Consider the following 24,356-nt stretch of genomic DNA (forward strand, 5'->3'; position numbering starts at 1 on the left):
GCGGGCACATCCGCCGCACGTGGGTTCACATCTGACGGTGCGTCAGCTCTAATGGCCGGGTGATGGGACACGCAGGCATGGCCGCCACCGCCGTCCGGTACCTCAGGTCCGTCGGCGCCGCCACGACAGCAGAGCAGCCGCAGGCGCCGCTGGAGGCGCTGCCCCGGCCCGACCTCAGGGCCGTCCGGGACGGCGAGCGGCTCCCCGTCGATCCGGGCGAATTCCGCCGCGTACTGGGCCACTTCGCCAGCGGCGTCACCGTGGTCACCGCGCGCGACGCGGACGGGCCGGCCGGCTTCGCCTGCCAGTCCTTCGCCTCGCTCTCGCTGGACCCGCCGCTGGTCGCTTTCATGGTCGCCCGTACGTCGACGACCTGGCCGCGCATCGCCCGCGCCGGGGCCTTCTGCGTGAACATCCTGGGGGCCGGACAGGGCGCGCTCTGCCGGGGGTTCGCGGTGAGCGGGGCGGACAAGTTCACGGGGGTCGCGTACGAGGACGCCCCGGCGACCGGGTCTCCGCTGCTCGACTCCGTACCGGCCTGGGTGGACTGCCGCGTCCACGCCGTCCACACCGGCGGGGACCACCTCATCGTGGTGGGCAGGGTGGAGGCGCTGGGGGCGGCGGCGGAGGGCGAGCCGCTGCTGTTCCACCGGGGCGTGTTCGGCCGGTTCAGCCGCTAGCGGCCTCCGAAGCCGCCCGCGCCCGCCGGATCACCAGCGACATCAGCGCGGCCACCGCGCACAGCGCCCCCGACGCGTACCAGACCACGTCGTAACTCCCGAAGACGTCCCGCGCGACCCCGCCGAGGAACGCCACGACCGCAGCGCCCACCTGGTGCGAGGCCAGCACCCAGCCGAAGACGATCGCGCTGTCCTCGCCGTACTGCTCGCGGCAGAGCGCCAGCGTCGGCGGGACCGTGGCGACCCAGTCGAGCCCGTAGAACACGATGAAGAAGACCATCGGCGGCCGTACGTCGGGCGCCATCAGCATCGGCAGAAAGAGCAGGGAGATCCCGCGCAGCGCGTAGTAGACGGCGAGCAGGCGGCGGGCGTCGAAGCGGTCGGTGAGCCAGCCCGAGAAGATCGTGCCGATGACGTCGAAGACCCCGATCACCGCGAGCAGCGAGGCGGCGGCCGTGATCGGCATGCCGTGGTCGTGGGCGGAGGGGACGAAGTGGGTGCGGATCAGGCCGTTGGTGGAGGCCCCGCAGATCGCGAAGGTGCCCGCCAGCAGCCAGAACGGGCCGGTGCGCGCGGCCTTGAACAGCACCGTCACCGTGCGGCGCGCGGCACCCCGGGCGGGGGCGGGCTTCTCGACGTACACACCGCCGTACGGGGCGAGCCCCACATCGGCCGGGTGGTCGCGCATCAGGAGCCAGACGAACGGGACGACGACCAGGGCCGCCAGGGCGACGGTGACGGAGGCGGGCCGCCAGCCGTGCTCGTCGACGATCCAGGCGCAGAGCGGGAGGAAGACGAGCTGCCCGGAGGCGCCGGCCGCGGTGAGGATGCCGGTGACCAGGCCCCGGCGGGCGACGAACCAGCGGTTGGTGACGGTCGCGGCGAACGCCAGCGCCATGGACCCGGTGCCGAGGCCGACGAGCAGCCCCCAGTAGATCATCAGCTGCCAGGAGGCGGTCATCCAGACACTGGCGAGCGCCCCGGCGGCCACCAGGGTCAGCGCGGCCGCCACGACCCGCCGGATGCCGAAGCGGTCCATCAGCGCGGCGGCGAACGGCGCGGTCAGGCCGTACAGCGCCATGTCGATGGAGACCGCGAGCCCGATCTCACCGCGCGACCAGCCGAATTCGGTGTGCAGCGGGTCGATGAGCAGCCCGGGCAGGGAGTTGAAGGCCGCGCCGCCGATGATCGTCACGAAAGTGACGGCGGCGACGATCCACGCCCGGTGGATACGGGGACGGCGGCGGGGGTGCGCCTCGTGCGGCTGCGGCTGCCGCCGGGCGTCGTCCTGGGCGGCGCTTTCGATGGTCTCGGTCACGGGGAACAGCTTCCTGGCCTGCGCGTTCCGCCACGAGTGGCCGGGAGGACACGGTTCGCAGGAATCGGGCCACCCATGCCCAGCCCGACGCCCGAGTCCGGTGCACCCTGCACGTACCATCGCCGTCGGTCAGTGCGCGCGGCCGTCCGGCCGGGCGCCTCGTACGCAACGGATCCGGGGGATCTCATGCAGTGGGTCGCACGTCAGCAGTTCCACCGCACATCGACGTCGATGCAGACGTGGGGGGCCGTTCTCCTGCTCGCCGCCTGCGCGTTGTGGGTGCGGCTGGCGTTCCTGCTGGTGGAGCAGTCGGACGCGTCCTGCTACGGGGAGACGCAGAACTGCGACCTGATCGAGGCCTGGCCCGGGCAGCTGACGCTCCTGGCGATCTCGGCTCCGGTCTCGGTGCTGGGGGTGGCGCTGTTCGTGGCCGGTACGGTCCGCCGGCAGGCCACCGCCCACGTCCTGGAGGTCATCGAGATGCAGCGGGCCGAGGCGCGGCAGAGGAAGAAGGCCTAGCGAGCCTGCGCGCCCCCGCCTGCACCGCCCAGGCCGCCGCCGCGCCCACCGCGTACCAGAACAGGTCCGGGGCGTTGAACGTCGAGCCGAGCACCAGCCGGGCGGCCGTGCTGCGGGCGGAGAGTACGGCGGGCACCCCGGTGAGCTGGAGGAGCTCGACGGCCCAGCTCAGGGCGAGCGCGGTCCCGGCGACGGCGACGGGCCTCGCGCGGGGCGCGCAGAGGGCGACGAGGGCGCAGAGCAGCACCGTATAGAGCGCGCTCCCCGCGTACTTGGCGACGGCGCCGTCGCTCGCGGCGCGCACGCCGAGCCCGGCGGCGACGGTGACGGCGGCGGCGCCCGCCGCCACCACGCGGGGAGAAACCCTCACACCGGCCCCATCCTCTCCAGCTGCCGGATCGGCCGGGCCACCAGCAGCACCGCCACCACCCCCATGTTGACCACGGCCGCCACCACCAGCAGCTCCGGTGCGCCCACCGCCTCGGCGACCGGACCGGCCAGGGCGCGGCCCGCCGCGACCATCAGGAGCGAACCGGCCACATCGTAGGCGTGCAGCCGGTTGAGGGCCTCCGGCGGGACGTGCGTCTGCACGGTGGTGGACCACATGACCAGCCAGAAGGCGGCCGCCGCCCCCGCGAGCAACTGTCCCGCCGCCAGCACCGGCAGCGGCATCCCGAGGGCCAGCACCACCAGGCTCACCGCAACCAGGGGCAGCGCGATCGCGCCCGCCGCGAGCGGGTGGGAGGGCCGCAGGCGCAGGGCCATGAGCCCGCCGACGACGCTGCCCGCCCCGTTGACCGCCATCAGCATGCCGTACGCCCCCGAGCCGTGGGCCTGGGTGACCAGGACGGCGGTGAGCGGGAGGATCGGGCCGAGGACCGCGAAGCCGTAGACGGTCCAGACGGCGATCACGCCCCAGAGCCAGGAGCGGGCGCGGAACTCCCGCCAGCCGTCGACGAGTTCGGCGGTGAACGTGCCGCGTACCGCGTCGTCGTGCGGGGCGGGGGCCAGGCGCATCAGGAAGAGGCAGGCGCCGGAGACGGCGAAGGTGGCCGCGTTCGCCGCGTAGACGGCCCCGGCGCTGGCGAGGCCGACGAGGACGCCCGCGAAGGCGGGGCCCGCCATGGTCATCAGCGCCTCGGCGACCCGCAGGACGGCGTTGGCACGCTGGACGTCGGTGGAGACCCGGGGCACGGTCGAGGCCACGCCGGGCTGGAAGAGCGCGGCGCCGATGCCCGCGACGGAGCTGAGGACGTAGACCGACCAGAGCGGCGGGTTGCCCAGCGCGAACGTGACGGCGAGCACCGAGGCACCGACCAGCCTCAGCACATCCGCGATGATCATCATGCGGCGCGGGGTGAACCGGTCCGCGAGCACCCCGCCGAACAGCACGAACACCGCCAGCGGCCCCATCCAGGCGGCCAGCGCGAACCCGACGGAGGAGGCGGGACGGCCCGCGCCCAGCAGCCCGGCGGTGAGGGCGACGGGGATCATGCCGTCGCCGAAGAGCGCGACCGTACGGGCCACGAAGAAGTAGCGGAAGTTACGGTTCCAGAGCCCGCCGGAACCGCCGGGGCCACGGCTGCCGATCGAGGGCAGCGGCGGGAGCGGGGGCGAGGGCGGGCGGGTGTCACGCGAGGCGTCGGGAATGGACGCGGTCTCTGTCGGCTTCTCCATCACGTCGCTAACCTGTATCAGCCCATGGTCTATACCAGCCAGTGAGTTTCAGCCGGTAAGCATTCCGGTTCCGGCGGGCTCCGCCGAGCCCGCCGACGCCTTTCGAGGAGGCCCGCCATGCCGCACCGCGTCGCCGTCCTGGCCCTGGACGGACTGCTCCCCTTCGAACTGGGCATCCCGGCCCGGATCTTCGGCCGCTCCCTGGACCCCGCGCCGGGCAACAAGGGCGGGAAGCTGTACGAGGTCGTGACCTGCTCCGTCCGCCCGCCGGGGCCCGTACGGACCGACTCCGACTACGCGATCCTGGTGGAGCACGGCCCCGAGGCGCTCGCCACCGCCGACACCGTGGTCATCCCCGCCTCCTACGAACTGGGCCCGGTCTTCGAGGAGGGCAAGCTCACCGAGGAGCTGGCCGCCGCCCTCGCGCTGGTCCGGCCGGGCACCCGCATGGTCTCCATCTGCACCGGCAGCTACGTCCTGGCCGCCGCCGGATACCTGGACGGCCGCCCGGCCACCACGCACTGGTCCTCCGCCGATCACTTCCAGCGGCTCTTCCCGCAGGTCCGCGTCGACCCGGACGTCCTGTTCATCGACGACGGCGACGTCCTCACCTCGGCCGGGGTCGCCGCCGGGATCGACCTCTGCCTCCACCTCGTGCGCCGCGACCACGGCTCGGCCGTCGCCAACGAGATCGCCCGGCGCACGGTCGTACCCCCGCACCGGGACGGCGGGCAGGCCCAGTACATCCACCGCCCCGTCCCCGAACCGCAGTTCGCGACCACCACCGCGGCCCGCGCGTGGGCGCTGGGGCGGCTGGAGAGGCCGATCCTGCTGCGGGACATGGCGCGGCAGGAGTCGATGAGCGTACGGACCTTCACCCGCCGCTTCCGGGAGGAGGTGGGGGTCAGCCCCGGCCAGTGGCTGACCCAGCAACGGGTGGAGCGGGCGCGCCACCTGCTGGAGTCCTCGGACCTGCCGATCGACCAGGTGGCCCGCGACGCGGGCTTCGGCACGGCGACCTCCCTGCGTCAGCACCTCCAGGCGGCGCTGGGCGTGCCGCCGACGGTGTACCGCCGCACATTCCGCCGGGCGTCGGCGGACACGCCGTAGGCAGGGTTACGCGCTCCGCTGCCGCAGCAGGTCGTCCAGCTCGGCCGCGAAGAGCTGCGCCGGGTCGATGCGCATGCCGGTGAAGTGCCCGGCGAGCTCCAGGGACAGGACGCCGTGCATCCGGGTCCAGAAGCTCATGGCCAGGTGCAGGGCGGCGGGCGGGGCGGGGTGGTCACCGGCCCAGCCCCGGTGCTCCTCCAGGTGAGCGGCGAACGGGGCTGCCGGGGCTTCCTGCGTGAGCCCCGCGCAGGCGTCGAGCAGTGTCGCCATGATCTCGGAGGAGATGGCCGTGGTGTCGTCGGGCGCGTGGTAGCCGGGGACCGGGGTGCCGTAGAGGAGGAAGTACCGGTGCGGGTCCTCCAGCGCCCAGCCGCGCAGCGCGTGCGCCAGGCCTGACAGGTCGGCACCATCAGCGGCCGCCGCCCGCAGGGTGTCGGCGAGGCTGCGGTACCCGTCCCGGATGAGCTCGGTGATCAGCTCGTCCCGGCCCGCGAAGTAGCGGTAGAGCGCGGGGCCGCTCACGCCCATCCGCTTGGCGATCGCGTTGAGGGAGAGCGCGGAGGCACCGGCCGTGGCGATCTGCTCCCAGGCGTGTTCCTTGATCTCCGTACGGACCTGGGCGCGGTATCGCTCGCGCGGGGTCGCGGCGTTGGACTCCCCCATGGCGTGACACCTTCCCCCAGCAGTGAGGCTACGTGCTCAAAGTTTCGTTAGAAGCTATCACGAAACCTGTTGACCCTTCAGTTCGCGATGCGTTACAACTTCTAACGAACACACGAGATTCTAGCTCCAGTCGAAGGAGACGCCCATGTCCCGCACCCGCACGCGTACCGCCGCCCTCTTCACCGTCCCGCTCGTCGTCGCCGGGGTCCTGGCCACCACCGCTGCCGCCGCGCCCGCCGGAGCCACCACTCCGCGCCCCGGCCCGTCCCTCACCTGCAAGGGCAAGGGCGTCGACGCGAAGGCCCTGGTACGGGCCCGGGCCGCGACCGTCATCGACGCGTCGCCGGCCACCGTCTGGAAGCTCCAGACGGACGTGGAGCGCTGGCCGGACTGGCAGGCCCACGTCACAGGCGTGGACCGCCTCGACCACGGGCGCTTCCGCCCCGGTTCGGCGTTCCGGTGGACGACCCCGATCCCGCCGAACCCGGCAACTCCCGCCACCAGCCTGGACATCACGTCCACCGTCAAGCAGCTGAAGCCCAACTCCTGCATCCGTTGGACCGGTCCGGCCGTCGGCGAGGGGCTGCACATCGACGGCGTCCACGTCTGGAGCTTCACGAAGGTCCGGGGCGGGGTCCTCGTGCGGACCGAGGAGACCCACACCGGGGAGCAGGTCGACGCGAACGTCCCCTTCGCGACCGAGATCCTCCAGCAGGGGCTGGACGCGTGGCTGGCCGATCTGAAGACGGCCGCAGAGGCCCGGTCCTGCCCCCGCCGCTGACTCAGAAGACCAGGACCCCCCGCGCCACCCGCCCGTGGTGGGCGTCGTCGGCGGCCTTGGCGAAATCCTCCACCGGGTAGGTCTCGGTGACCAGTTCGTCCAGCAGCAGCCGGCCCTCCCGGTACAGGTCCGCGTACAGGGCGATGTCGCGCTGCGGCCGCGAGGAGCCGTAACGGCAGCCGAGGATCGACTTGTCCAGGTACATCGAGGAGACGGTGAACGACGCCTCGGCGCTCGCCGCCGGTACGCCGAGCAGGACCGCCTGGCCGTGCCGGTCCAGCAGGTCGATCGCCTGCCGGATCAGCTCGGTGCGGCCGACGCACTCGAAGGCGTGGTCGGCTCCGTCGGGGAGGATGTCGCGCACCCCCTCGGCGCTCGTCAGGAAGTGCGTGGCGCCGAACTGCCGGGCCACCGCCTCCTTCGCCGGGTTGCTGTCGACGGCGACGACGGTGAGCGCACCGGCCAGCCGGGCACCCTGGAGCACGTTGAGGCCGATGCCGCCGGTGCCGATGACCACGACGCTGTCGCCCCGGTCGACCTTCGCCCGGTTCAGTACGGCCCCGACGCCGGTGAGGACCCCGCAGCCGATCAGGGCGGCGGAGGTGAGGGGGAGGTCGGCGGGGATGCGTACCGCCTGCACAGCTCGTACCAACGTACGTTCCGCGAAAGCTGAGTTGGAGGCGAACTGGAACAGTTTCTCGCCCCCGCGCGAGAACGGCCGCCCGGGCCGCCCGATCGCCTTCCGGCACATGGTCGGCCTGCCCCGGTCACACTGGGCGCACGCCCCGCAGTTGGCGAGGGTCGACAGCGCGACATGATCACCCGGCCGTACGTGGCTGACGCCGGGTCCGACGGCCTCCACCACGCCCGCGCCCTCGTGGCCGAGCACGACGGGGACGGGGAAGGGGATCGTGCCGTCGATGACGGACAGGTCGCTGTGGCAGAGACCGGCGGCGGCCACCGCGACGAGCACCTCGCCGGGGCCGGGGTCGCGTATCTCCAGGTCGTCGACGACCTCGGTCCGTGTGCCGTCGAAGACGACGCCTCTCATCTCGGCTCCCTCGGTAGGCCGAGCACCCGCTCGGCGATGATGTTCCGCTGGATCTCGTCGGAGCCGCCGTAGATGGTGTCGGCCCGGGTGAAGAGGAACAGGTGTTGCGCGGGGTTGAGTTCGTACGGCTGTTCCGGCGACCAGGGCTGTGGGCCGACGGCCCCCGCCTCGCCCCTCACCTCCACCGCCAGCTCGCCGAGCCGCTGGTGCCAGCCGCCCCAGAGGAGCTTGGCCACGCTGGGGGCGCCCGGGTCGCCGGGGGTGCCGAGGGTGCGGAGGGCGTGGCGGCGCATGGTGACGAGCTCGGCCCACTGGCGTACGAGCCGGGCTCGGAGCACCGGGTCCTCGGCGGCCCCGGTCGCCCGGGCGGCGGCGATGACCTCATTCAACTCCTGCGCGAAACCGATCTGTTGGGCGAGGGTGGAGACGCCGCGCTCCAGGGCGAGCAGCCCCATGGCGACGGCCCATCCGTTGCCCTCGCCGCCGACCGCCTCGGCGGCCCGGGCCCCGTCGAAGAAGACCTCGTTGAACTCGCTGGTGCCCGTCATCTGGCGGATCGGCCGCACCTCGATCCTGCCCGGCTGGTCCATCTCCACCAGGAGGAAGGAGAGACCGTGGTGGCGGGTGGAGCCGGGTTCGGTGCGGGCGAGGACGAAGCACCAGTCGGCGTCCTGGGCGAGGGAGGTCCAGATCTTCTGGCCGGTGACGGTGTAGCCGCCGGTGCCGTCCGGGGTGGCGGTGGTCCGGATCCCGGCGAGGTCGGACCCGGCGCCGGGTTCGCTGTACCCCTGGCACCAGAGGGTCTCGCCGCGGGCGATGGGGGGCAGGTGGCGGCGCCGCTGCTCCTCGGTGCCGTAGGCGATGAGGGTGGGGGCGAGGAGGTTCTCGCCGATGTGGCCCATGCGGGGCGGGGCGGTGGAGCGGGCGTACTCCTCGGCCCAGATGACCTGGTGGGTGAGGGGGGCGGGGCGGTTGCCGTAGCCCGCGCCGCCGCCGTCCTCCGGCCAGCCGATGCCGATCCACCCCGCCCGGCCCAGCTCGCGTTCCCACGCGCGAGGGTCAGGGGTGGGGGTGTCGGCGAGGTGACTGTCCAGCCAGGCGCGTACCTCGGTACGAAAGTCCATGCGTGCCTCCTGTTCCTGGGGGCTCCGCCCCCAGACCCCCGCTCCTCAATCGCCGGAGAGGCTTGGTTGTTCGGGCACCCGCTCCTCAAACGCCGGAGGGGCTGGATCGTCGGCCCCAACGCCGGAGCGGCCGAAAGGGGGGCGGCCCCGTCCTCAATCGCCGGACGGGCTGGAGGGTGCGTTCGGGCGGGAGCCGGCCCGTGCCGCCTGCGCCATCTCCTCCACCCGCGCCAGCATCGGCATCGGGTCCGTCCCCACCGTCCCCGGGAGGAACTCCGCGATCCGTTCCGGGGTCCACGGCGCCCCCTCCGCGTACCCCGCCCGCAGCTCCCTCGGCTGGGCCCAGACCGCGATCTTGGGGCCTGCGATCGTGTACACCTGGCCGGTGATCCGCTCCTCCCGCGCCCGCTCGCTCAGCAGGTAGACCACCAGCGCCGCCACGTCCTCCGGCTCCCCGATCTCGGAGAGCTCCATCGGCACCCCGGCCGACATCCGGGTCCGGGCCACCGGGGCGACCGCGTTGGCCGTCACCCCGTAACGGTGCAGGCCCAGCGCCGCGCTGCGGACCAGCGAGATGATCCCGCCCTTCGCCGCGCTGTAGTTGGCCTGGGACACGCTCCCCTGGTGGTTGCCGCTGGTGAAGCCGATCAGCGTGCCCCCGCCCTCCTGCTTCCGCATCACCGCCGATGCCGCGCGGAAGACCGTGAACGTGCCCTTCAGGTGCGTCGCGAGGACCGGGTCCCACTCCTCCTCGGACATGTTGAACAGCATCCGCTCCCGCAGGATCCCGGCCACGCAGACCACCCCGTCGAGCCGGCCGTACTCCGCCAGGGCCGTGTCCACGATCCGCTGTCCGCCCGCCATCGTGGAGATGTCGTCGGCCACCGCGACCGCCTGCCCGCCCGCCGCCTCGATCTCCTTGACCACCGACCGGGCGATCTCGCTGGTGGGCTCGGACCCCTCCACCGAGACGCCGTAGTCGTTGACGACGACCCGCGCCCCCTCCGCCGCCGCGCCAAGCGCCACCGCCCGTCCGATGCCCCGGCCGGCCCCCGTGACGGCGACCACCTTGCCTGCCAAGAAGTTCCCCATGCCCGGCCCCTTCCCGCGGTTTCTGACGGACCGTTAGATTTTACGGGCAGTCAGATGCTCCGGCACAAGACCCAGGAGGTCCCCATGTCCCTGCCGGCCGAGTTCCACGAACGCGCCGAGCGCGTGAACAACTGGGGGCGCTGGGGCGAGGCCGACGAGCGCGGGACGCTCAACCTGATCACCGACGCCGTCGTACGGGAGGCCGTCGCCACCGTCCGGAGCGGTCGCCGGATACCGCTCGCGCTGCCGCTCCGGCACGGCGGCGTGCAGAGCGGATTCATCCCGGGACGGATCGACCCGCTGCACACGATGGTCCAGATCAACCAGGAGATCTTCGGCCCGGGGACCGTCGCCACCAGCGACGACACCGTCACCATGGGGCTCCAGGCCGCCACCCACTGGGACGCCCTGACCCACGCCTCGCACGGCGGCCGGATCTACAACGGGCGCCCTGCCGACACCATCACGGCGCACGCCGGCGCGCAGTTCTCGTCGATCGCCGCCGTGGAGCATGTCGTGTCACGGGGCGTGCTGCTCGATGTCGCGCGCGCCCGGGGCGTGGACCGGCTGGCCGGCGATCACGCCGTCACGCCGGAGGATCTGGACGCGGCGGAGGAGTTCGGGGGCGTACGCGTACGGGCCGGGGACGTCGTCCTCGTACGGACAGGGCAGGTGCAGGTCGTCCTGGCCGGGGACCGGCACGCGTACGGCTATCCGTCGCCCGGGCTGTCCGTGCGCACGCCCGAGTGGTTCCACGCCCGGGATGTGGCGGCGGTCGCCAACGACACCCTGACCTTCGAGATCTTCCCGCCGGAGATCGAGGACCTGTGGCTGCCCGTGCACGCGCTCCACCTCGTCGAGATGGGCATGCTCCAGGGCCAGAACTGGGACCTGGAGGAGCTGTCCACAGCCTGTGCGGAGGAGCGGCGGTACGCCTTCCTGCTCACCGCCGCGCCGGAGCCGTTCACCGGGGCCACCGGATCTCCGGTCGCCCCGGTCGCGGTGCTGTGATCCCGTAAAACCTGAGCCCGCAAAAAGCGCTCAGGCCAGGCCGGTCGCGTTCGTGAAGACGCAGGAGGGCGGTTCGCACACCTCGCCGCCCTGCACGACGACCTTCGGCGGCGCCTCCGGGACCGCCGCCGGAGCGCCCCGGTCCACCTCGCACCAGATCTGCTTCCCGGCGCCCTCCGACTGCCAGCCCCAGCGGTCCGCGAGGCCGTCCACCAGCTCCAGGCCCCGGCCGCCCGTGTCGTCACCCTCCGCGTGGCGCGGGCGCGGCGGGCAGTCGCTGGCGTCGGCGACCTCCACCCGGACGGTCCCGGCCTCCCCGGCACCTCCACCCCCGCCGAACAGCATCCGCAGCACGGCCGGGCAGCCCGTGTGGACGACCGCGTTGGTGACCAGCTCCGAGATGAGCAGGATGAGCGTCTCCGCGAGCGGCTCGTCATCCCCTATCCCGGAACCGACCAGACGCGACCGCGCCCACCTACGGGCCCGCCCCACCTCTGCGGGATCCGGACCGACCTCCAGCTGAACCTGAAGCACCTGCACCGCTCACACCATCCGAACCGGCGGACACATCGCCTCGCGCCTCCTCAGGGTCACGGAACGTGATTCCCTTACGCGACAGCATGGTTGACGTACAGTCACCGCAACAAGCGCTTCGGGCATATTCCAGCGCGAAGGAGTACGCGTGGTGCATACTGTGCGACGCACGCTGCGGGGAGTCGAACAGGAGCGCGCAGAGACCGCGAGAAACGCTCTTCGGGCAGGCCCGGCACATCTCCGGCAAGAGCCCTCGCCCCGGACCGGAGCCGCCGCACAGGCCGCCCCCGGATCGCCCGGTTCCAGAACCACTCGCATCCCACGGAGCGTACCCGAGCCCGGCGCCGACTCCACCCGGTGACGAATCACGCAAAGGACACAACCCGGTATCGACGCCGACCGGCTGCACTGAGTCACGCTCCACCCCCTGCTTCGTCCGGCACGTCAACCGAGTGCCGCTGAACCGCTGTACAGCGGCCGTACCGGGCCCAGATCGGCGGCCAGGAGCTCCTCCGCCTCGGCCGCCGTGAGCCACCGGGCCGCCCGGAGCCAGGCCCGTTTCAGGTGGAGGTGAACATCTGCCTCCCAGGTGAAGCCCATACCGCCGTGGATCTGGAGGCAGTCCCGCGCGTTACGGACGGCCGCCTCGTCGGCCAGCAGCTTCGCCGCCGCGATCTCCACCGGGTCGCCGGTCACCGCAGCCGCGTACACGGCGCTGCGGGCCGGTTCGGTGCGGGCGAGCATGTCGGCGCAGAGGTGTTTGACCGCCTGGAACGAACCGATGAGCGAACCGAACTGTTCGCGCGAACCGGCGTGTTGAACGGCCATCTCGGTCGTGCGCGTGGCGCTCCCGAGCTGTTCGGCAGCGCTGAGAAGCGCCCCTTCGCGGCGGAGTGCGCCGGGGTACGCCTCCGAGGCCCCCGCACCCTCCCAGCGCCCCTCCACCCGGTGCAGCGGGGTCAGGGGATCCATCGACCGTACGGGAACGGCCCCCGCCACGAACGCCTCCAGCACCTCCCCCGTGAGCACCTCCAGCCTCTCCCCCTCGACCACCCCCGCACCTCCCCCCACCAGCACCGCGTCCGCGCCCCCCAGGTCCGCCACCGGCCGGCCGCCCCCCTCCGCGGCCGTCACCACCGCCTCCCCCTCCGCGGCCCCCTTCACCAGCCCCGCCGCCAGATGCGTCGCCACCAGGGGCCCGGGCAGCAGCGCCCGGCCCGCCTCCTCGAAGAGCAGCACCGCCTCCGGCAGCCCGAGCCCCACCCCGCCCGCCTCCTCCGGCAGCCGCAGCGCGAAGAACCCGGCGGCACCCAGCTCCCGCCACAGCGAACGGTCCAGGGCCCCGCCCCGCTCCACCGCCGCCCGCATCCGGTCCCGGTCGAACACCGCGCCGAGCAGGTCGCGCATACCGGACCGCAGGGCCCGCTGGTCGTCCGAGAGCTGGAAGTCCACGGCGGGTCAGCGCCCCTTCGGGAGGCCGAGGATGCGCTCGGCGACGATGTTCCGCTGGATCTGCGAGGTGCCGGCGGCGATCGTGTACGAGAGGGAGGAGAGCCGGTCCAGGGTCCATTCCCGGTCCAGATCGAAGGCGTCGACGCCGCCGAGCACCTCCGCCGCCGCCTCGTACAGGTCTTGGCGGACCCCGGAGTACCGCAGCTTGAAGACCGAGCCGCCGATGCCCGGGACCCCGCCCGTCCGCTCGGACTCGCTCACGTTCGCCTGCGTCAGCCGCCACAGCGCCCGGAATTCGGCGTTCAGGCGGCCCAGGCGTCGGCGCAGCACCGGGTCGTCCCACCGCCCGTTGCGGCGGGCCTCGGCTGCCAGGGCCTCCAGGGTGCGGCGGCAGGCGACGACCTCGCCGACGAAGGCCGTACCGCGTTCGAAGGAGAGGGTGACCATGGTGACCCGCCAGCCGTCGTTCTCGGCGCCGACCCGGTTCCGTACCGGCACCCGGACCTCGTCCAGGAACACCTCCGCGAACTCCGTCGACCCGGCGAGCGTCCGCAGCGGCCGGACTGTGATCCCGGGGGCGTCCATGGGCATCGCCAGCCAGCTGATCCCCCGGTGCTTCGGCGCCTCCGGGTCCGTCCGCACCAGCAGCTCGCACCAGTCGGCCACCTCCGCGTGCGAGGTCCAGATCTTGCTGCCGCTCACCACGTAGTCGTCCCCGTCCCGCACCGCCCGCGTCCGCAGCGCCGCCAGGTCCGAGCCCGCGTCCGGCTCGCTGAACCCCTGGCACCAGATCTCGTCGCCGCGCAGCACCGGGGGCAGCCAGCGGGCCCGCTGCTCGGCCGTCCCCTCGGCGGCGACGGTCGGCCCGGCGTGCAGCAGCCCGACGAAGTTCGCCCCGACATAGGGGGCTCCGGCCCGCTCCGTCTCCTCCAGGAAGATCAGGTGTTGCGTCGGGGTGGCGCCCCGCCCGCCCGCGTCCTCGGGCCAGTGCAGACCCGCGTACCCGGCGTCGTACAGCATCCGCTGCCAGGTGGTGTCGTACGCCCGGCGCGCGGGCCAGTCGTCGGGCGAGGGCTTCGGGGGCAGGGAAGGGAGGACGCCGGCCAGCCACTCCCTCAGCCGGCCCCGGAACTCCTCCTCGGCCTCCGTGTACGCGAGATCCACCGTCCTGCCCCCGCCTACTTGTCCAGGTCCAGGCCGAGCATCCGGATCGCGTTGCCGCGCATCAGCTTGTACACCGTCTCGTCGTCCAGGCCCTTGACGTGGTCGAGCGCGACCTCCTTGGTGTGCGGGAAGGTCGAGTCCACATGCGGGTAGTCGGTCTCGAAGGTCGCGTTGTCGCGGCCGACGACGTCCAGCGAGGCGATGCCGTGCTTGTCGCGGAAGAAGCAGCAGAACATCTGCCGGTAGTAGTACGTGGACGGCGGCTCGGGGATCAGATCGCGCACCCCGCCCCACGCCCGGTGCTCCTCCCACACGTCGTCCGCGCGCTCCAGGGCGTACGGAATCCACCCCATCTGACCCTCGCTGTACGCCAGTTTGAGCGTCGGGAACTTCACCAGCACCCCGCTGAAGAGGAAGTCCATCATCGAGGCCATCGCGTTGTTGAAGGAGAGCGAGGCCTGCACGGCCGGGGGCGCGTCCGGGGAGGCGGCGGGCATCTGGGAGCTGGAGCCGATGTGCATGTTGACGACGGTGCCGGTCTCCTGGCAGACGGCGAAGAACGGGTCCCAGTAGCCGGTGTGGATGGACGGCAGTCCCAGGTAGGTCGGGATCTCGGAGAAGGTGACCGCGCGGACGCCCCGCGCCGCATTCCGCTTGATCTCCGCGACGGCCAGGTCGATGTCCCAGAGCGGGATGATGCAGAGCGGGACGAGGCGGCCGCCGCTGTCGCCGCACCACTCCTCGACCATCCAGTCGTTGTAGGCGCGTACGCAGGCGAGGGCGACCTCCTTGTCGTGCGCCTCGGCGAAGGTCTGGCCGCAGAAACGCGGGAAGGTCGGGAAGCAGAGCGATGCCTCGACGTGGTTGAGGTCCATGTCCTTGAGGCGTTCGGCCGGGTCCCAGCAGCCGGGCCGCATCTCGGCCCGCGTGATGCCCTCCAGGGTCATGTCGTCACGGTCGAAGCCGACGGCGGCGATGTTCCGCTTGTACGGGAACTTCAGGTCCTCGTAGATCCACCAGTCCGTCGGCGGCCCGTCCGGGTCCATCGTGATGACGTACTTCCCGCCCGTGTACGCCAGCTCCCCGATGCCCGCCGTCAACGGCTGCGGACCTCGCTCGCGGTACTTGGCGGGCAGCCAGGTGGAGAAGAGGTGCGCGGGCTCGATCACATGGTCGTCGACGCTGACGATCCGAGGCAGTTCCGTGTCCGTGATGTCCGTGTCCGTGTCCGTGTCCGTCATGGTGGGTCGTCCCCTCCGGCGCGCACCCCGACGATCTCCGGGCGCTTTTCTGATGGTCCGTCAGATGCAGTTGCGGCCATCAGGCTAGCCCCGCACCCCTGGACCGACAAGGCGCGGAGCCCTACGCTCTCGTCACTATCTGACTGGCCGTCAGTTCGGAGGGACCCCTGTGACCGCCGTGAACGACGTGACCGCGACCGCCCACGCGCTGGGCGCCTCCCGCACCTTCTGGGAGCTGATCGAAGCCCGCGCCGCCCTCACCCCCGACCGCCCGGTCCTGCTCCAGGGCGACCGGTCCCTGACCTTCGGAGAGCTGCGGGACCGGGCGGAGCGGGTGGCCGCCGGGCTGTACGGGATGGGGGTACGGGCGGGGACCGTCGTCGCCTGGCAGCTGCCGACCCGGCTGGAGACGGCCCTGCTCTCCTTCGCCCTGGCCCGGCTCGGGGCCGTACAGACGCCGGTCATCCCGTTCTACCGGGACCGTGAAGTGCGGTTCGCGCTACGGGAGTCGGGGGCCGCGTTCTTCGCCGTGCCGGGGGTGTGGCGCGGCTTCGACCACACCGCGATGGCCGAGCGCATCGCCGGTGAACTCACCGACCCGCCGCAGGTCTTCGAGGCGTACGAAGACCTCCCCGACAGTGACCCGGCCGTGCTGCCGCCACCGCCGGAACCGCCGTCCGGTGACGAGGTCCGCTGGATCTACTGGACCTCCGGCACCACCTCCGACCCCAAGGGCGTGCTGCACACCGACCGCTCCCTGATCGCCGGCGGCTCCTGCCTCGCGCACGCGCTGAAGCTGAACGCGGACGATGTGGGGTCGATGGCGTTCCCGTACGCGCATGTCGCCGGACCCGACTACACGGTGATGCTCCTGCTGTACGGGTTCCCGGCGGTGATGTTCGAGCAGTTCGCGCTGCCGGAGGCCCTGGACGAGTACCGCAGGCACGGGGTGACCGTGGCGGGCGGGTCGACGGCGTTCTACGCGATGTTCCTGGCCGAGCAGCGCAAGGACCCGGGCACCCCGCTCATCCCCTCGCTCCGGCTGCTGGCGGGCGGCGGGGCGCCGAAGCCGCCGGAGGTGTACCACGCGGTGGTGCGGGAGATGGGGGTCCAGCTCACCCACGGGTACGGGATGACCGAGGTCCCGATGATCACGATGGGGGCGCCGGACGACACGACGGAGAACCTCGCCACGACGGAGGGCCGGCCTCCGGCGGGCATGGAGATCCGGATCACCGACGAGCAGGGCAAGCCGCTCCCGTACGGCGTGGAGGGCGAGGTACGGCTGCGCGGGGAGGCGGTCTGCCGGGGCTATCTGGACGCCTCCGCCACGGAAGCGGCCTTCGACGGTGACGGGTTCCTGATCACCGGGGATCTCGGCCGGGTCCAGGAGAGCGGGCACCTCACGCTCACCGGGCGGCTGAAGGACATCATCATCCGCAAGGGCGAGAACATCTCCGCCAAGGAGATCGAGGACCTGCTCCACACCCACCCCGCCGTCGCCGACGCGGCGGTCGTCGGGCTCCCGGACGCCGAGCGCGGCGAACGCGTCTGCGCGGTGGTGGAGCGGGTGCCGGGCGCGCCCGCGCCGACCCTGCCCGAACTGGCCGCCCATCTGCGGGGCGCCGGGCTCTCGGTCCACAAGGTGCCGGAGCAACTGGAGGTGCTGGACGCCCTTCCCCGCAACGAGACGCTGCGCAAGGTGCTCAAATACCGGCTGCGGGAGCGGTTCGGCGGGGGTGCCTGAGGGGGCACAGGGGCGCCTGAGGGTTACGGGGGTGGCGCGCCACCCCCGTACGGCGTCGGGCGGTTACGTGGCGTCGGGCTCGATCACCGTGAAGTACACGGCGAGCGCGGACACGACATCGCTCTCGGCGATCAGCCCGTCCCGGTCGGTGTCCAGGCTCTGGGCCGCGATGCCCGCGATCTCGGCGCTGGCACCGAGCACCTTCAGCGCCCGCTCCACGGAGGCCACCGAGGCCCGGCCGCCGTTGTTCTCGCTGTCGGCCACCGCGATCGCCGCCCGCAGGAAGGGGCGGGCGATCTCCGCGAACCGCTCGGGATTGTCCCGCAGCCGCTTCACCGCCCCGCCGACGAACTCCTCGCGGGTGACGCGCTGGTCCCCGTCGACGTCGGCGATGCCCGCCATGCCCTGCCAGAAGGCCTCGGCCCCGGTGTAGAGGGCCTGGCCCTTGTCGCAGCGGGCCGTCGTACCGAACTCGGTGAGCAGACGGGCGGCTGCGGCGTTGAAATCGGCGCGATCGATGGTGCCGTTGCCGTCCTGGTCGAAGGCGGCGAAGCGGTGCGCGATCTTTCGCTCGTACTCTGCGCTGTCCATGCGGGGAGCGTACGTCGCCCGGAGCCTTCACGTGTCACTGAGCGACGCCTCCTGTGTGACAACCTCGCTTCAGCACCGAACGCTTTCGGCCGGTCACACACCGCTTGAAGAAGTGGTCAGGCCGTCAGCGGTTCGCACGCCTCGTCGACCGCGGACACCGTGTCCGGGTAGACGTCGAAGAGCCGGCGCACCCCCAGCGCCCCCAGCACCTTGTTGACGTGGGAGCCGTCCTCGGCGCCCCGGGCCGGGAGGATCAGCCGCAGCCGGCCGCCGCAGGACTTCATCAGGCGGCGCGAGGCGATCAGTACACCCACCCCGCTGGAATCGCAGAAGAACACCTCGGACAGGTCGAGCACCACATCGTGCTGCCCCTCCGCCACCGCCTCGTGGACGGACTGACGCACGACGGGTGAGCTCACGAGATCGAGTTCACCGCGTATCCGCAGCACGGTCCAGTCGCCCTGCTCGGTCTCGTCCACCTTCAGCGTCACGCGACTGGACCTCTCGTTCCGGGGCTCCCGGCAATCCGGAAGTTTCCGTTCCTCCTCGCGGCTGCCCAACCGCCCGTCCATGAAACACCGCTCCCACCCCCGTGGCCCAGGGGGTTTCCGGTGGAAATGATCACTTCGGCCGGTTTCCCCTGCTCAGGGAAGCCGGGGCGTCGAGAACGGCCGAAAGAGATCGGTACGGTCGGGGGCTTCCTTACATCGGACAGTTGCGGCAAAGGCAGGTGCGGGGCCCGCGCGGGCGACTACATTCGGACATCGAGGGCAGAGGCCGAAACACGGAACTGGGCACAGGGCCGGGGGCTGGGGGTTTCATGGCGAAGGACGCACCGCCCCGCTGGGACCGCAGGATGCAGCAGAGGCTGGCCCGCGGTGAGGCGGCGGCGCTCGGCGAGCTGTACGACCGGTTCGCCGCGCTCGTCCACAGCCAGGCGCACCGGATGCTCGACGACGAGGACGCCGCCGGCCTGGTGACCCGCGAGGTCTTCGCCCAGGTCTGGGAGAACCCCGAGGCGTACGACCCGAAGCAGGGCTCGATGCGCTCCTGGGTGGCCCGGCTCACCCATCGCCAGTCCGTGCAGCGGCTACGGCGGGCGGCCGCCGTCGCGTACGCGGAGGAGCACGGCGAGGGTGCCGTGCCGGACCCGGAGGAGCTGGAGCGGCGGGTGCGCAGCGCCACCGCGGCGGCCCGGGCCGACTACATCGTCTCCTCGATGCCCGCCTCCCTGCGGAAGGCGCTGGAGCTGGCGTACACCCAGCGCCGGGACTACCGGCAGACCGCGGCCGACCTCGGGGTCACCGAGGACGAGGCCCGCCGCCGGCTCCGGCTGGGGCTCCAACTGCTGTCCACGGCCAACACCCGGCCGCTCGAAGGGTCCTCACCACCCGGTTACGGACGCGTCCGGTGAGCGGCGACGGGCGCGAGGGCGGCCGGCGCGACGACGAGGTGCGGGGCGCACGCCGCATACCGGGCCCGCGCGGCGCGGTGGACGACCTCGACCTGGAGACGGCGGAGCGGCCGGTGCTGCCGCCGCCGGGAGGCTCCGCGCCGGACGAGTCGGTGCCGGAGCAGGGGGTTCCGGAGGAGGACGAGCCCGAAGGGGAAGCCGGGCCCGGGGACGCCGTGCCTGAGGTGGGTGCGGCTGAGGAGGCCCTGCCCGAACCGGGCGGACCCGAGGAGCCGGACGAGGCCGGGCCCGCCCCCGAGCCGCCCCACGCCGTGACCGCCGACGCCACCGCCTCCGCCCCGGTCCTCTCCCACCGGGTCCTCAAGGCCCTCCTCGGCGCCTGGGCGCTCTCCGCCTGCTCGGCCGAGGAGACCGCCGCCGTCGAGGACCACCTCACCGCGTGCGCGCCCTGTGCGGACGAGGCGCTGCGGCTGCGGGACGCGGTGGGGCTGCTGCACACCGACGGGTCGCTGGACCTCGATCCGGCCCTGCGGACCCGGGTGCTGGACGGCTGTCTGGGGCGCCGCCCGGCCCGCGTCCCGATTCCGGAGTGGGCCACGGCGTACGACGCCGAGACCGCCCGGCTCGACGCACTGCTCCGCGACATCGGGGACTCCGACTGGCACGCGCCGGTGCGGCTCCAGTGGTTCGAGGACGAGCGCGCGGTCACCCGCCGGACCACGGTCGCCGGGGTGATCGGCCACCTGATGGCCGTCGACGGGCTGGTCTCCGCCGCGCTGGGCCTGGACGACCCGCTCGCCGGGACCGGGGCCGCCGCCGGGACCGGGGCCCTCGGCACGGCCGAGGTGAACGCCGGCGCCGAGGTGCCGCTCTCGCCGACCCGGCGTACCGAGACGTACTGGGCGGCCACCTACCCGCCCGCCACCCGGGCCGTCCGAGAGCCCTGGCGGGCCCTCACCCACGAGCTGATCCGTACGGCGTCGCTGGCCGGGCCGAACGTGGCCGAGCGCTCCGTCTCGTACGGGGAGTTCGCCCTGCCGCTCCAGGACGCGCTGCTGGACCGGGCCTTCGAGTGCTGGGTGCACGGCACGGACATCGCGGAGGCGGTGGACTACCCGTACAAGCCGCCGTCCGCCGCCCATCTGCACCGGATGATCGACCTGGCCGCCCGGATGCTCCCGGCCGCCCTCGCGGGGCGGCGTGGCGCCGGGCTCGCCGGACCGGCCAGGGAGCTGGTGGCGCCCGGTGCGCCGGGCCGCTCGGTCCATCTGGAGGTCGAGGGGCACGGCGGCGGTGACTGGTACATCGCCCTGGACTCGCCGGCCGCCGTCGGCTCGCCCGACCGCGCGGTGGCGCAGGTGGCCCTGGACGGGGTGGAGTTCTGCCAGCTGGTCGCGGGCCACATCTCGCCGGTCGAAGCGGCGGCGGGCCAGGAGGGTGACCGCGAGGCCATCCGCGACGTCCTGTTCGCGTCGGCCTCGCTCAGCAGGCTGTAGGCCACGCGCGACCGGCCGGAGCGGCCGGAGCGGTCGGAGCGGCCGGAGCGACGGCATGCGGCCCCGCACCGGCCCCGGGCTCGTACGCTTGCGCGATGCCTCAGAATTCCGGCCCCGAGGGCCCCTCAGAACCGCTGACCACCGACGCGGTGACGCGCATCGTGCTGCGCCCGATCGCCAGCCCTCTGCCGCTGGGCTTCTTCGCCCTCGGCATGGGCAGTACGGTCCTGTCCTCCCTCCAGCTCGGCTGGGTGCCGGCCGCGCAGAGCAGCATCCTGCTGCTCCTGGTCCTCATCTTCGTCGTCCCGCTCCAGCTCATCGGCGGGCTCTTCGCCTTCCTCGCCCGGGACGCGGGCGCCGGTACGGCGCTGCTGCTGCTCGGTGCCGCCTGGGCAGGTACGAGCGTGACGTCCCTGGACTCCGCGCCCGGCGAGCCGGTGGTGGCCCAGGCCGTCTTCCTGCTGGCGCTCGTCCCGTTCGTGCTGGCGCTCGCCGGGGCGGCGGCGCAGTCGAAGCCCCTGTTCGCCGTCCTGCTCACCCTCACCGCGGTGCGCTTCGCCCTGACGGGCCTCTACGAGGCGGGGCTCGGCAACGCCCTCCAGGTCGCCGCGGGCTGGACCGGCCTCGGCATCGGGGTCTTCGCGCTCTACGGCGGCCTGGCCCTCCTGATCGAGGACGGCAAACAGCGCACCGTGCTGCCGCTCTTCCGCCGCGGCAAGGCACGCGAGTCCATCGAGGGCGACCTGCGCGAACAGCTCACCGAAGCGCAGCAGGAGGCGGGGGTCCGCCACCAGCTCTGAGCCAGGGACTAGTTGAAGATCACCGTACGGCGGCCGTTGAGCAGGATGCGCCGCTCCGCGTGCCACTTCACCGCGCGCGCCAGCGCCTGGCACTCCACGTCCCGGCCGATCGCGACGAGCTGGTCCGGGGTCACGTCGTGGCCGACGCGCTCGACCTCCTGCTCGATGATCGGGCCCTCGTCGAGGTCGGCGGTGACGTAGTGCGCGGTGGCGCCGATCAGCTTCACGCCCCGGGCGTGCGCCTGGTGGTACGGCTTGGCGCCCTTGAAGCTCGGCAGGAACGAGTGGTGGATGTTGATGATCCGGCCGCTCAGCTGCTTGCACAGATCGTCGGAGAGCACCTGCATGTAGCGGGCGAGGACGACCAGCTCCACGTCCTCCTCGCGGACCAGCTCCAACAGCTGTGCCTCGGCCTCCGGCTTGTTGTCCTTCGTCACCGGGAGATGCCGGAAGGGGATGCCGTACGAGGCGGTGAGCTCGGCGAACTCCGTGTGGTTGGAGACGACCGCGACGATCTCGACGGGCAGCGCCCCCGTACGGGAACGGAACAGCAGGTCGTTGAGGCAGTGGCCGAACTTGCTGACCATCAGCACGATCCGCATCCGCTCCGCGGCCCGGTGGATCTGCCACTCCATCCGGAAGGCCTCCCCGATGGCGGCGAAGCTGGCGCGCAGCTTGTCGACCGTCACGGTGGAGTCCGCCGAGAAGTGGACCCGCATGAAGAACAGACCCGTGTCGTGGTCCCCGAACTGCTGGCTGTCCTCGATGTTGCAGCCGGTCATGAAGAGGTAGCTGGAGACGGCGTGCACGATGCCCTGTTTGTCGGGGCAGGAGAGCGTGAGGACGTACTGCTCGGGCAGCGCGGTGTCCGAGGCGGCCTGGGGGGCGGTGGGCTGCGGTGCGGTCATCCTCGTAGGGTGCCACAGCCGCCCGAGGTCAGGCGCTCGTGCTCACCATGCGGCCCCCGGCCGTCACGCGGCCCTGGTCATGATGCGGATGACGTCCAGCGAGCGCGGCGGGGTGTCCGGGTCCTCGGCGTCGTTGGTGGCGAGCATCACATGCGCCTCGCGCGCCGCGCGGACCGCCTCCGGCCAGCCGTGGTGCTCCAGATAGGCGGAGACGGGGGCGTCCGCGCCGACCTGGTGCATGATCCGCAGGACGCGCAGCGCGGCGGTGTCGACGGCGGCCGCCTCGGCGGAGTCCCTGAATATGGTGCCGACGTACTTCTCGGCGGACCAGTTGTCGAGCCAGGTGTCCTCGACCAGGCGGTACACGGCGTCGGTGACGTCCCCGTACCCCTCCCGGCCGGCGAGCCAGCACTCGTGGTGGAAGACGGGGTCGGAGAGCATGTGCAGCGCCGAGCGCACGTTGGTGCGCCAGCGCCACCACGGCATGTCAGTGAGCGGCATGACGCCCATGGTGGAGGAGCGACGGCCGCGACGGGAAGAGTTCTCCGAACCTTGCTGCACGGTGCTCGATCGTACGTTCCTCTCCGGCGGGCCCGCGCGGGCCCCCGTAATTCACCTGGACGTCACCGAGCGTTGAACACGGCACACCGTGGCGTTACCCCGGGGGCGGGAGCGTTGCTGAACATGACCGGACGGAGACGCACCGCCTTCCCCCGCCCCTTCCAGTTCGTCATCGGCACGGCGGTGGCCGGTGCGCTGCTGCTGTCCGGCTGTGGCGTGCTCCCCGGGGGCTCGGGGGGCTCCGGGGAGCCCGTCACCGTGATGACCTGGGCACCCGACCAGGTGGACGACGCCGACGCGGTGACCATGCCGGGCGTCCCCGCGATGGCGAAGACGTACGCCCGCTGGATCAACGAGCGGGGCGGCATCGACGGGCGTGAGCTGCGGGTGATCACCTGCGACGAGCGCGACACCGCGGCGGGCGCCGAGCGGTGCGCCCGGCAGGCCGTCGACCGGGAGGTGGCCGCCGTCGTCGGCTCGTACAGCCGGCACGGGCAGAGCGCCATCCCGGTGCTGGAGTCCGGCGGCATCCCGTACATCGGCGGTTACGGCGCCTCCGACGAGGAGTTCCGCAGCTACCTCTCGTACCCGGTCAACGGCGGCCAGTCGGCGCTCCTGGCGGGCCACGGCCGGCAGCTGGCGGGCGGCTGCGAGCGGGTCTCGCTGGTGCGGCCCGACTCGCTCGGCGGCGCCCGGATGCCGCAGCTCCTCAACACCGGGCTGCTCGCCGCCCAGCGGCCCGAGTCCACCGACATCCTGGCCCCGGAGAACGCCACCTCCTACGACGAGCAGGCGGGCCGGGCCCTGAAGCGGCGGGCGGGCGGCGACTGTGTCGCGGCCGTGCTCGGAGCCCGTACGGAGACCTTCTTCGACTCCTTCCGGCGGCTGGAACCGGAAGGTGAGCGGGTCAGGATCTCCTCCGTGCTCGGCAGCGTCAGCCAGCCGCTCATCGACCGCACGGGGGGCCGCACCAGCCCGTTCGAGGGGGCCTTCGTCACCGGCTGGTACCCGGACGCGGGCGACGCCCGCTGGAACGGGATGCGCGAGGTGATCCGGGAGCACGCCTTCGGGGACAACAGCATCGACCCGGACGACACGGGCGTGCAGACCACCTGGATCGCCTACACCGTGCTGAAGGCGGTCGTCGAGGCGATCGACGACGACACCGTCACCGCCAACAAGGTCACCTCCACCCTCAACCGGGGCACCGAGGTCGACACGGGCGGCCTGACCCCGGTGCTCCGCTGGCGCTTCAAGGACCTGCTCGGCACCTCGCCCTACCCGCGCATCGTCAACGCGGACGTGACGTTCCAGGTGGTCCGCGAGGGGCGGCTCACCGCCCAGAAGAAGGGCTTCGTGGATGTCACGGAGGCCCTGTCGGACGCCCGGCGGGCGGTCGGCTGACCACAACCGCCCGTCCGG

At 72.5% G+C, this 24,356-nt stretch carries 25 protein-coding genes; 10 read left to right on the forward strand and 15 right to left on the reverse strand.

Annotated elements, in window-relative coordinates; translation table 11 throughout:
- The first annotated feature begins 77 nt into the window (after window positions 1-77).
- Window positions 78-680, forward strand: coding sequence for a flavin reductase family protein (locus IF17_RS0131835; protein ID WP_030573543.1), 603 nt, complete (start codon window positions 78-80; stop codon window positions 678-680).
- On the opposite strand, the gene IF17_RS0131840 is transcribed toward IF17_RS0131835, so the two are convergent.
- Window positions 670-1,998 carry an MFS transporter gene (locus IF17_RS0131840; RefSeq protein ID WP_030573547.1) on the reverse strand — a complete coding sequence of 443 codons (1,329 nt, stop codon included), beginning with the start codon at window positions 1,996-1,998 and terminating at the stop codon, window positions 670-672. The genes IF17_RS0131835 and IF17_RS0131840 overlap by 11 nt on opposite strands.
- Window positions 1,999-2,184: 186 nt before the next feature.
- Here IF17_RS0131840 and IF17_RS0131845 point away from each other — a divergent pair, with 186 nt between their 5' ends.
- Window positions 2,185-2,517 carry a hypothetical protein gene (locus tag IF17_RS0131845; RefSeq protein ID WP_030573550.1) on the forward strand — a complete coding sequence of 111 codons (333 nt, stop codon included), beginning with the start codon at window positions 2,185-2,187 and terminating at the stop codon, window positions 2,515-2,517.
- Here the strand turns inward: IF17_RS0131845 and IF17_RS0131850 are convergent.
- Together IF17_RS0131850 and IF17_RS0131855 are read right to left on the reverse strand one after the other, a co-directional pair.
- A complete protein-coding gene (locus tag IF17_RS0131850; protein WP_032772906.1) occupies window positions 2,471-2,887 on the reverse strand; it encodes a ribosomal maturation YjgA family protein in 417 nt (138 codons plus the stop codon). The two genes, IF17_RS0131845 and IF17_RS0131850, sit on opposite strands and share 47 nt — an antisense overlap.
- Window positions 2,884-4,194: an MFS transporter gene (locus IF17_RS0131855; RefSeq protein WP_030573556.1), complete on the reverse strand. Its 1,311-nt coding sequence runs from the start codon at window positions 4,192-4,194 to the stop codon at window positions 2,884-2,886. Before IF17_RS0131855 ends, IF17_RS0131850 begins: the two co-directional genes overlap by 4 nt.
- A gap of 117 nt (window positions 4,195-4,311) precedes the next feature.
- Between IF17_RS0131855 and IF17_RS0131860 the strand changes: the two genes are divergently transcribed.
- Window positions 4,312-5,304 carry a GlxA family transcriptional regulator gene (locus IF17_RS0131860; protein WP_030573558.1) on the forward strand — a complete coding sequence of 331 codons (993 nt, stop codon included), beginning with the start codon at window positions 4,312-4,314 and terminating at the stop codon, window positions 5,302-5,304.
- Window positions 5,305-5,310: 6 nt separating this feature from the next.
- Here the strand turns inward: IF17_RS0131860 and IF17_RS0131865 are convergent, their stop codons facing one another.
- Window positions 5,311-5,967 (reverse strand): TetR/AcrR family transcriptional regulator, encoded by a 657-nt coding sequence (locus IF17_RS0131865; protein WP_030573561.1) that lies wholly within the window; start codon window positions 5,965-5,967, stop codon window positions 5,311-5,313.
- A 145-nt stretch (window positions 5,968-6,112) separates the two neighbouring features.
- Here IF17_RS0131865 and IF17_RS0131870 point away from each other — a divergent pair, with 145 nt between their 5' ends.
- The gene (locus IF17_RS0131870; protein WP_030573564.1) at window positions 6,113-6,748 is read left to right on the forward strand and encodes an SRPBCC family protein; all 636 of its coding nucleotides are present in this window, start codon (window positions 6,113-6,115) and stop codon (window positions 6,746-6,748) included.
- 1 nt (window position 6,749) lies between these two features.
- Here the strand turns inward: IF17_RS0131870 and IF17_RS0131875 are convergent, their stop codons facing one another.
- The 3 genes from IF17_RS0131875 to IF17_RS0131885 form a co-directional block, all read right to left on the reverse strand.
- Entirely contained in the window at window positions 6,750-7,799 is a 1,050-nt protein-coding gene (locus tag IF17_RS0131875; RefSeq protein WP_030573567.1) for a Zn-dependent alcohol dehydrogenase, read from the reverse strand.
- On the reverse strand, window positions 7,796-8,923 hold the full coding sequence (locus IF17_RS0131880; RefSeq protein ID WP_030573570.1) for an acyl-CoA dehydrogenase family protein: 1,128 nt from the start codon (window positions 8,921-8,923) through the stop codon (window positions 7,796-7,798). Before IF17_RS0131880 ends, IF17_RS0131875 begins: the two co-directional genes overlap by 4 nt.
- 153 nt (window positions 8,924-9,076) lie before the next feature.
- Complete coding sequence (locus tag IF17_RS0131885) at window positions 9,077-10,015, reverse strand: SDR family NAD(P)-dependent oxidoreductase (RefSeq protein ID WP_030573573.1); 939 nt, start codon at window positions 10,013-10,015, stop codon at window positions 9,077-9,079.
- Window positions 10,016-10,099: 84 nt separating this feature from the next.
- Here IF17_RS0131885 and IF17_RS0131890 point away from each other — a divergent pair, with 84 nt between their 5' ends.
- A complete protein-coding gene (locus IF17_RS0131890; RefSeq protein WP_030573576.1) occupies window positions 10,100-11,026 on the forward strand; it encodes a cyclase family protein in 927 nt (308 codons plus the stop codon).
- A 30-nt stretch (window positions 11,027-11,056) separates the two neighbouring features.
- Here IF17_RS0131890 and IF17_RS0131895 read toward each other — a convergent pair whose 3' ends face one another.
- From IF17_RS0131895 to IF17_RS0131910, 4 genes are all read right to left on the reverse strand, one after another.
- Complete coding sequence (locus IF17_RS0131895; protein WP_030573579.1) at window positions 11,057-11,566, reverse strand: ATP-binding protein; 510 nt, start codon at window positions 11,564-11,566, stop codon at window positions 11,057-11,059.
- Between the two features lie 438 nt (window positions 11,567-12,004).
- Window positions 12,005-13,012: an acyl-CoA dehydrogenase family protein gene (locus IF17_RS0131900; protein WP_030573582.1), complete on the reverse strand. Its 1,008-nt coding sequence runs from the start codon at window positions 13,010-13,012 to the stop codon at window positions 12,005-12,007.
- 6 nt (window positions 13,013-13,018) lie between these two features.
- Window positions 13,019-14,176, reverse strand: a complete 1,158-nt coding sequence (locus IF17_RS0131905; RefSeq protein WP_030573586.1) for an acyl-CoA dehydrogenase — start codon at window positions 14,174-14,176, stop codon at window positions 13,019-13,021.
- 14 nt (window positions 14,177-14,190) lie between these two features.
- Window positions 14,191-15,417: an amidohydrolase family protein gene (locus IF17_RS0131910; RefSeq protein WP_051884179.1), complete on the reverse strand. Its 1,227-nt coding sequence runs from the start codon at window positions 15,415-15,417 to the stop codon at window positions 14,191-14,193.
- A gap of 169 nt (window positions 15,418-15,586) precedes the next feature.
- Here IF17_RS0131910 and IF17_RS0131915 point away from each other — a divergent pair, with 169 nt between their 5' ends.
- Entirely contained in the window at window positions 15,587-17,164 is a 1,578-nt protein-coding gene (locus IF17_RS0131915) for a class I adenylate-forming enzyme family protein (protein WP_030573595.1), read from the forward strand.
- Window positions 17,165-17,227: 63 nt separating this feature from the next.
- On the opposite strand, the gene IF17_RS0131920 is transcribed toward IF17_RS0131915, so the two are convergent.
- Window positions 17,228-17,755 (reverse strand): EF-hand domain-containing protein, encoded by a 528-nt coding sequence (locus IF17_RS0131920; RefSeq protein WP_030573598.1) that lies wholly within the window; start codon window positions 17,753-17,755, stop codon window positions 17,228-17,230.
- 116 nt (window positions 17,756-17,871) lie between these two features.
- Window positions 17,872-18,246 carry an STAS domain-containing protein gene (locus IF17_RS0131925; protein ID WP_018510768.1) on the reverse strand — a complete coding sequence of 125 codons (375 nt, stop codon included), beginning with the start codon at window positions 18,244-18,246 and terminating at the stop codon, window positions 17,872-17,874.
- Between the two features lie 329 nt (window positions 18,247-18,575).
- Between IF17_RS0131925 and IF17_RS0131930 the strand changes: the two genes are divergently transcribed.
- The 3 genes from IF17_RS0131930 to IF17_RS0131940 all read left to right on the forward strand — a co-directional run bounded on the left by IF17_RS0131930 (window position 18,576) and on the right by IF17_RS0131940 (window position 21,465).
- Window positions 18,576-19,169 carry an RNA polymerase sigma factor gene (locus tag IF17_RS0131930; RefSeq protein ID WP_030573600.1) on the forward strand — a complete coding sequence of 198 codons (594 nt, stop codon included), beginning with the start codon at window positions 18,576-18,578 and terminating at the stop codon, window positions 19,167-19,169.
- Window positions 19,166-20,665: a zf-HC2 domain-containing protein gene (locus IF17_RS0131935; RefSeq protein ID WP_030573602.1), complete on the forward strand. Its 1,500-nt coding sequence runs from the start codon at window positions 19,166-19,168 to the stop codon at window positions 20,663-20,665. The genes IF17_RS0131930 and IF17_RS0131935 overlap by 4 nt, the downstream gene beginning before the upstream one ends.
- 95 nt (window positions 20,666-20,760) lie before the next feature.
- On the forward strand, window positions 20,761-21,465 hold the full coding sequence (locus IF17_RS0131940) for a GPR1/FUN34/YaaH family transporter (RefSeq protein WP_030573604.1): 705 nt from the start codon (window positions 20,761-20,763) through the stop codon (window positions 21,463-21,465).
- An 8-nt stretch (window positions 21,466-21,473) separates the two neighbouring features.
- Here the strand turns inward: IF17_RS0131940 and purU are convergent, their stop codons facing one another.
- Complete coding sequence (gene purU, locus IF17_RS0131945; RefSeq protein ID WP_030573606.1) at window positions 21,474-22,373, reverse strand: formyltetrahydrofolate deformylase; 900 nt, start codon at window positions 22,371-22,373, stop codon at window positions 21,474-21,476.
- Between the two features lie 63 nt (window positions 22,374-22,436).
- Window positions 22,437-22,883: an SCO4402 family protein gene (locus tag IF17_RS0131950; RefSeq protein WP_030573609.1), complete on the reverse strand. Its 447-nt coding sequence runs from the start codon at window positions 22,881-22,883 to the stop codon at window positions 22,437-22,439.
- A gap of 174 nt (window positions 22,884-23,057) precedes the next feature.
- Between IF17_RS0131950 and IF17_RS0131955 the strand changes: the two genes are divergently transcribed.
- Window positions 23,058-24,338 carry an ABC transporter substrate-binding protein gene (locus IF17_RS0131955; RefSeq protein ID WP_030573611.1) on the forward strand — a complete coding sequence of 427 codons (1,281 nt, stop codon included), beginning with the start codon at window positions 23,058-23,060 and terminating at the stop codon, window positions 24,336-24,338.
- Window positions 24,339-24,356 lie beyond the last annotated feature (18 nt).

The sequence above is a fragment of the Streptomyces cyaneofuscatus genome, from assembly GCF_000718135.1.
Lineage (GTDB): Bacteria > Actinomycetota > Actinomycetes > Streptomycetales > Streptomycetaceae > Streptomyces > Streptomyces cyaneofuscatus.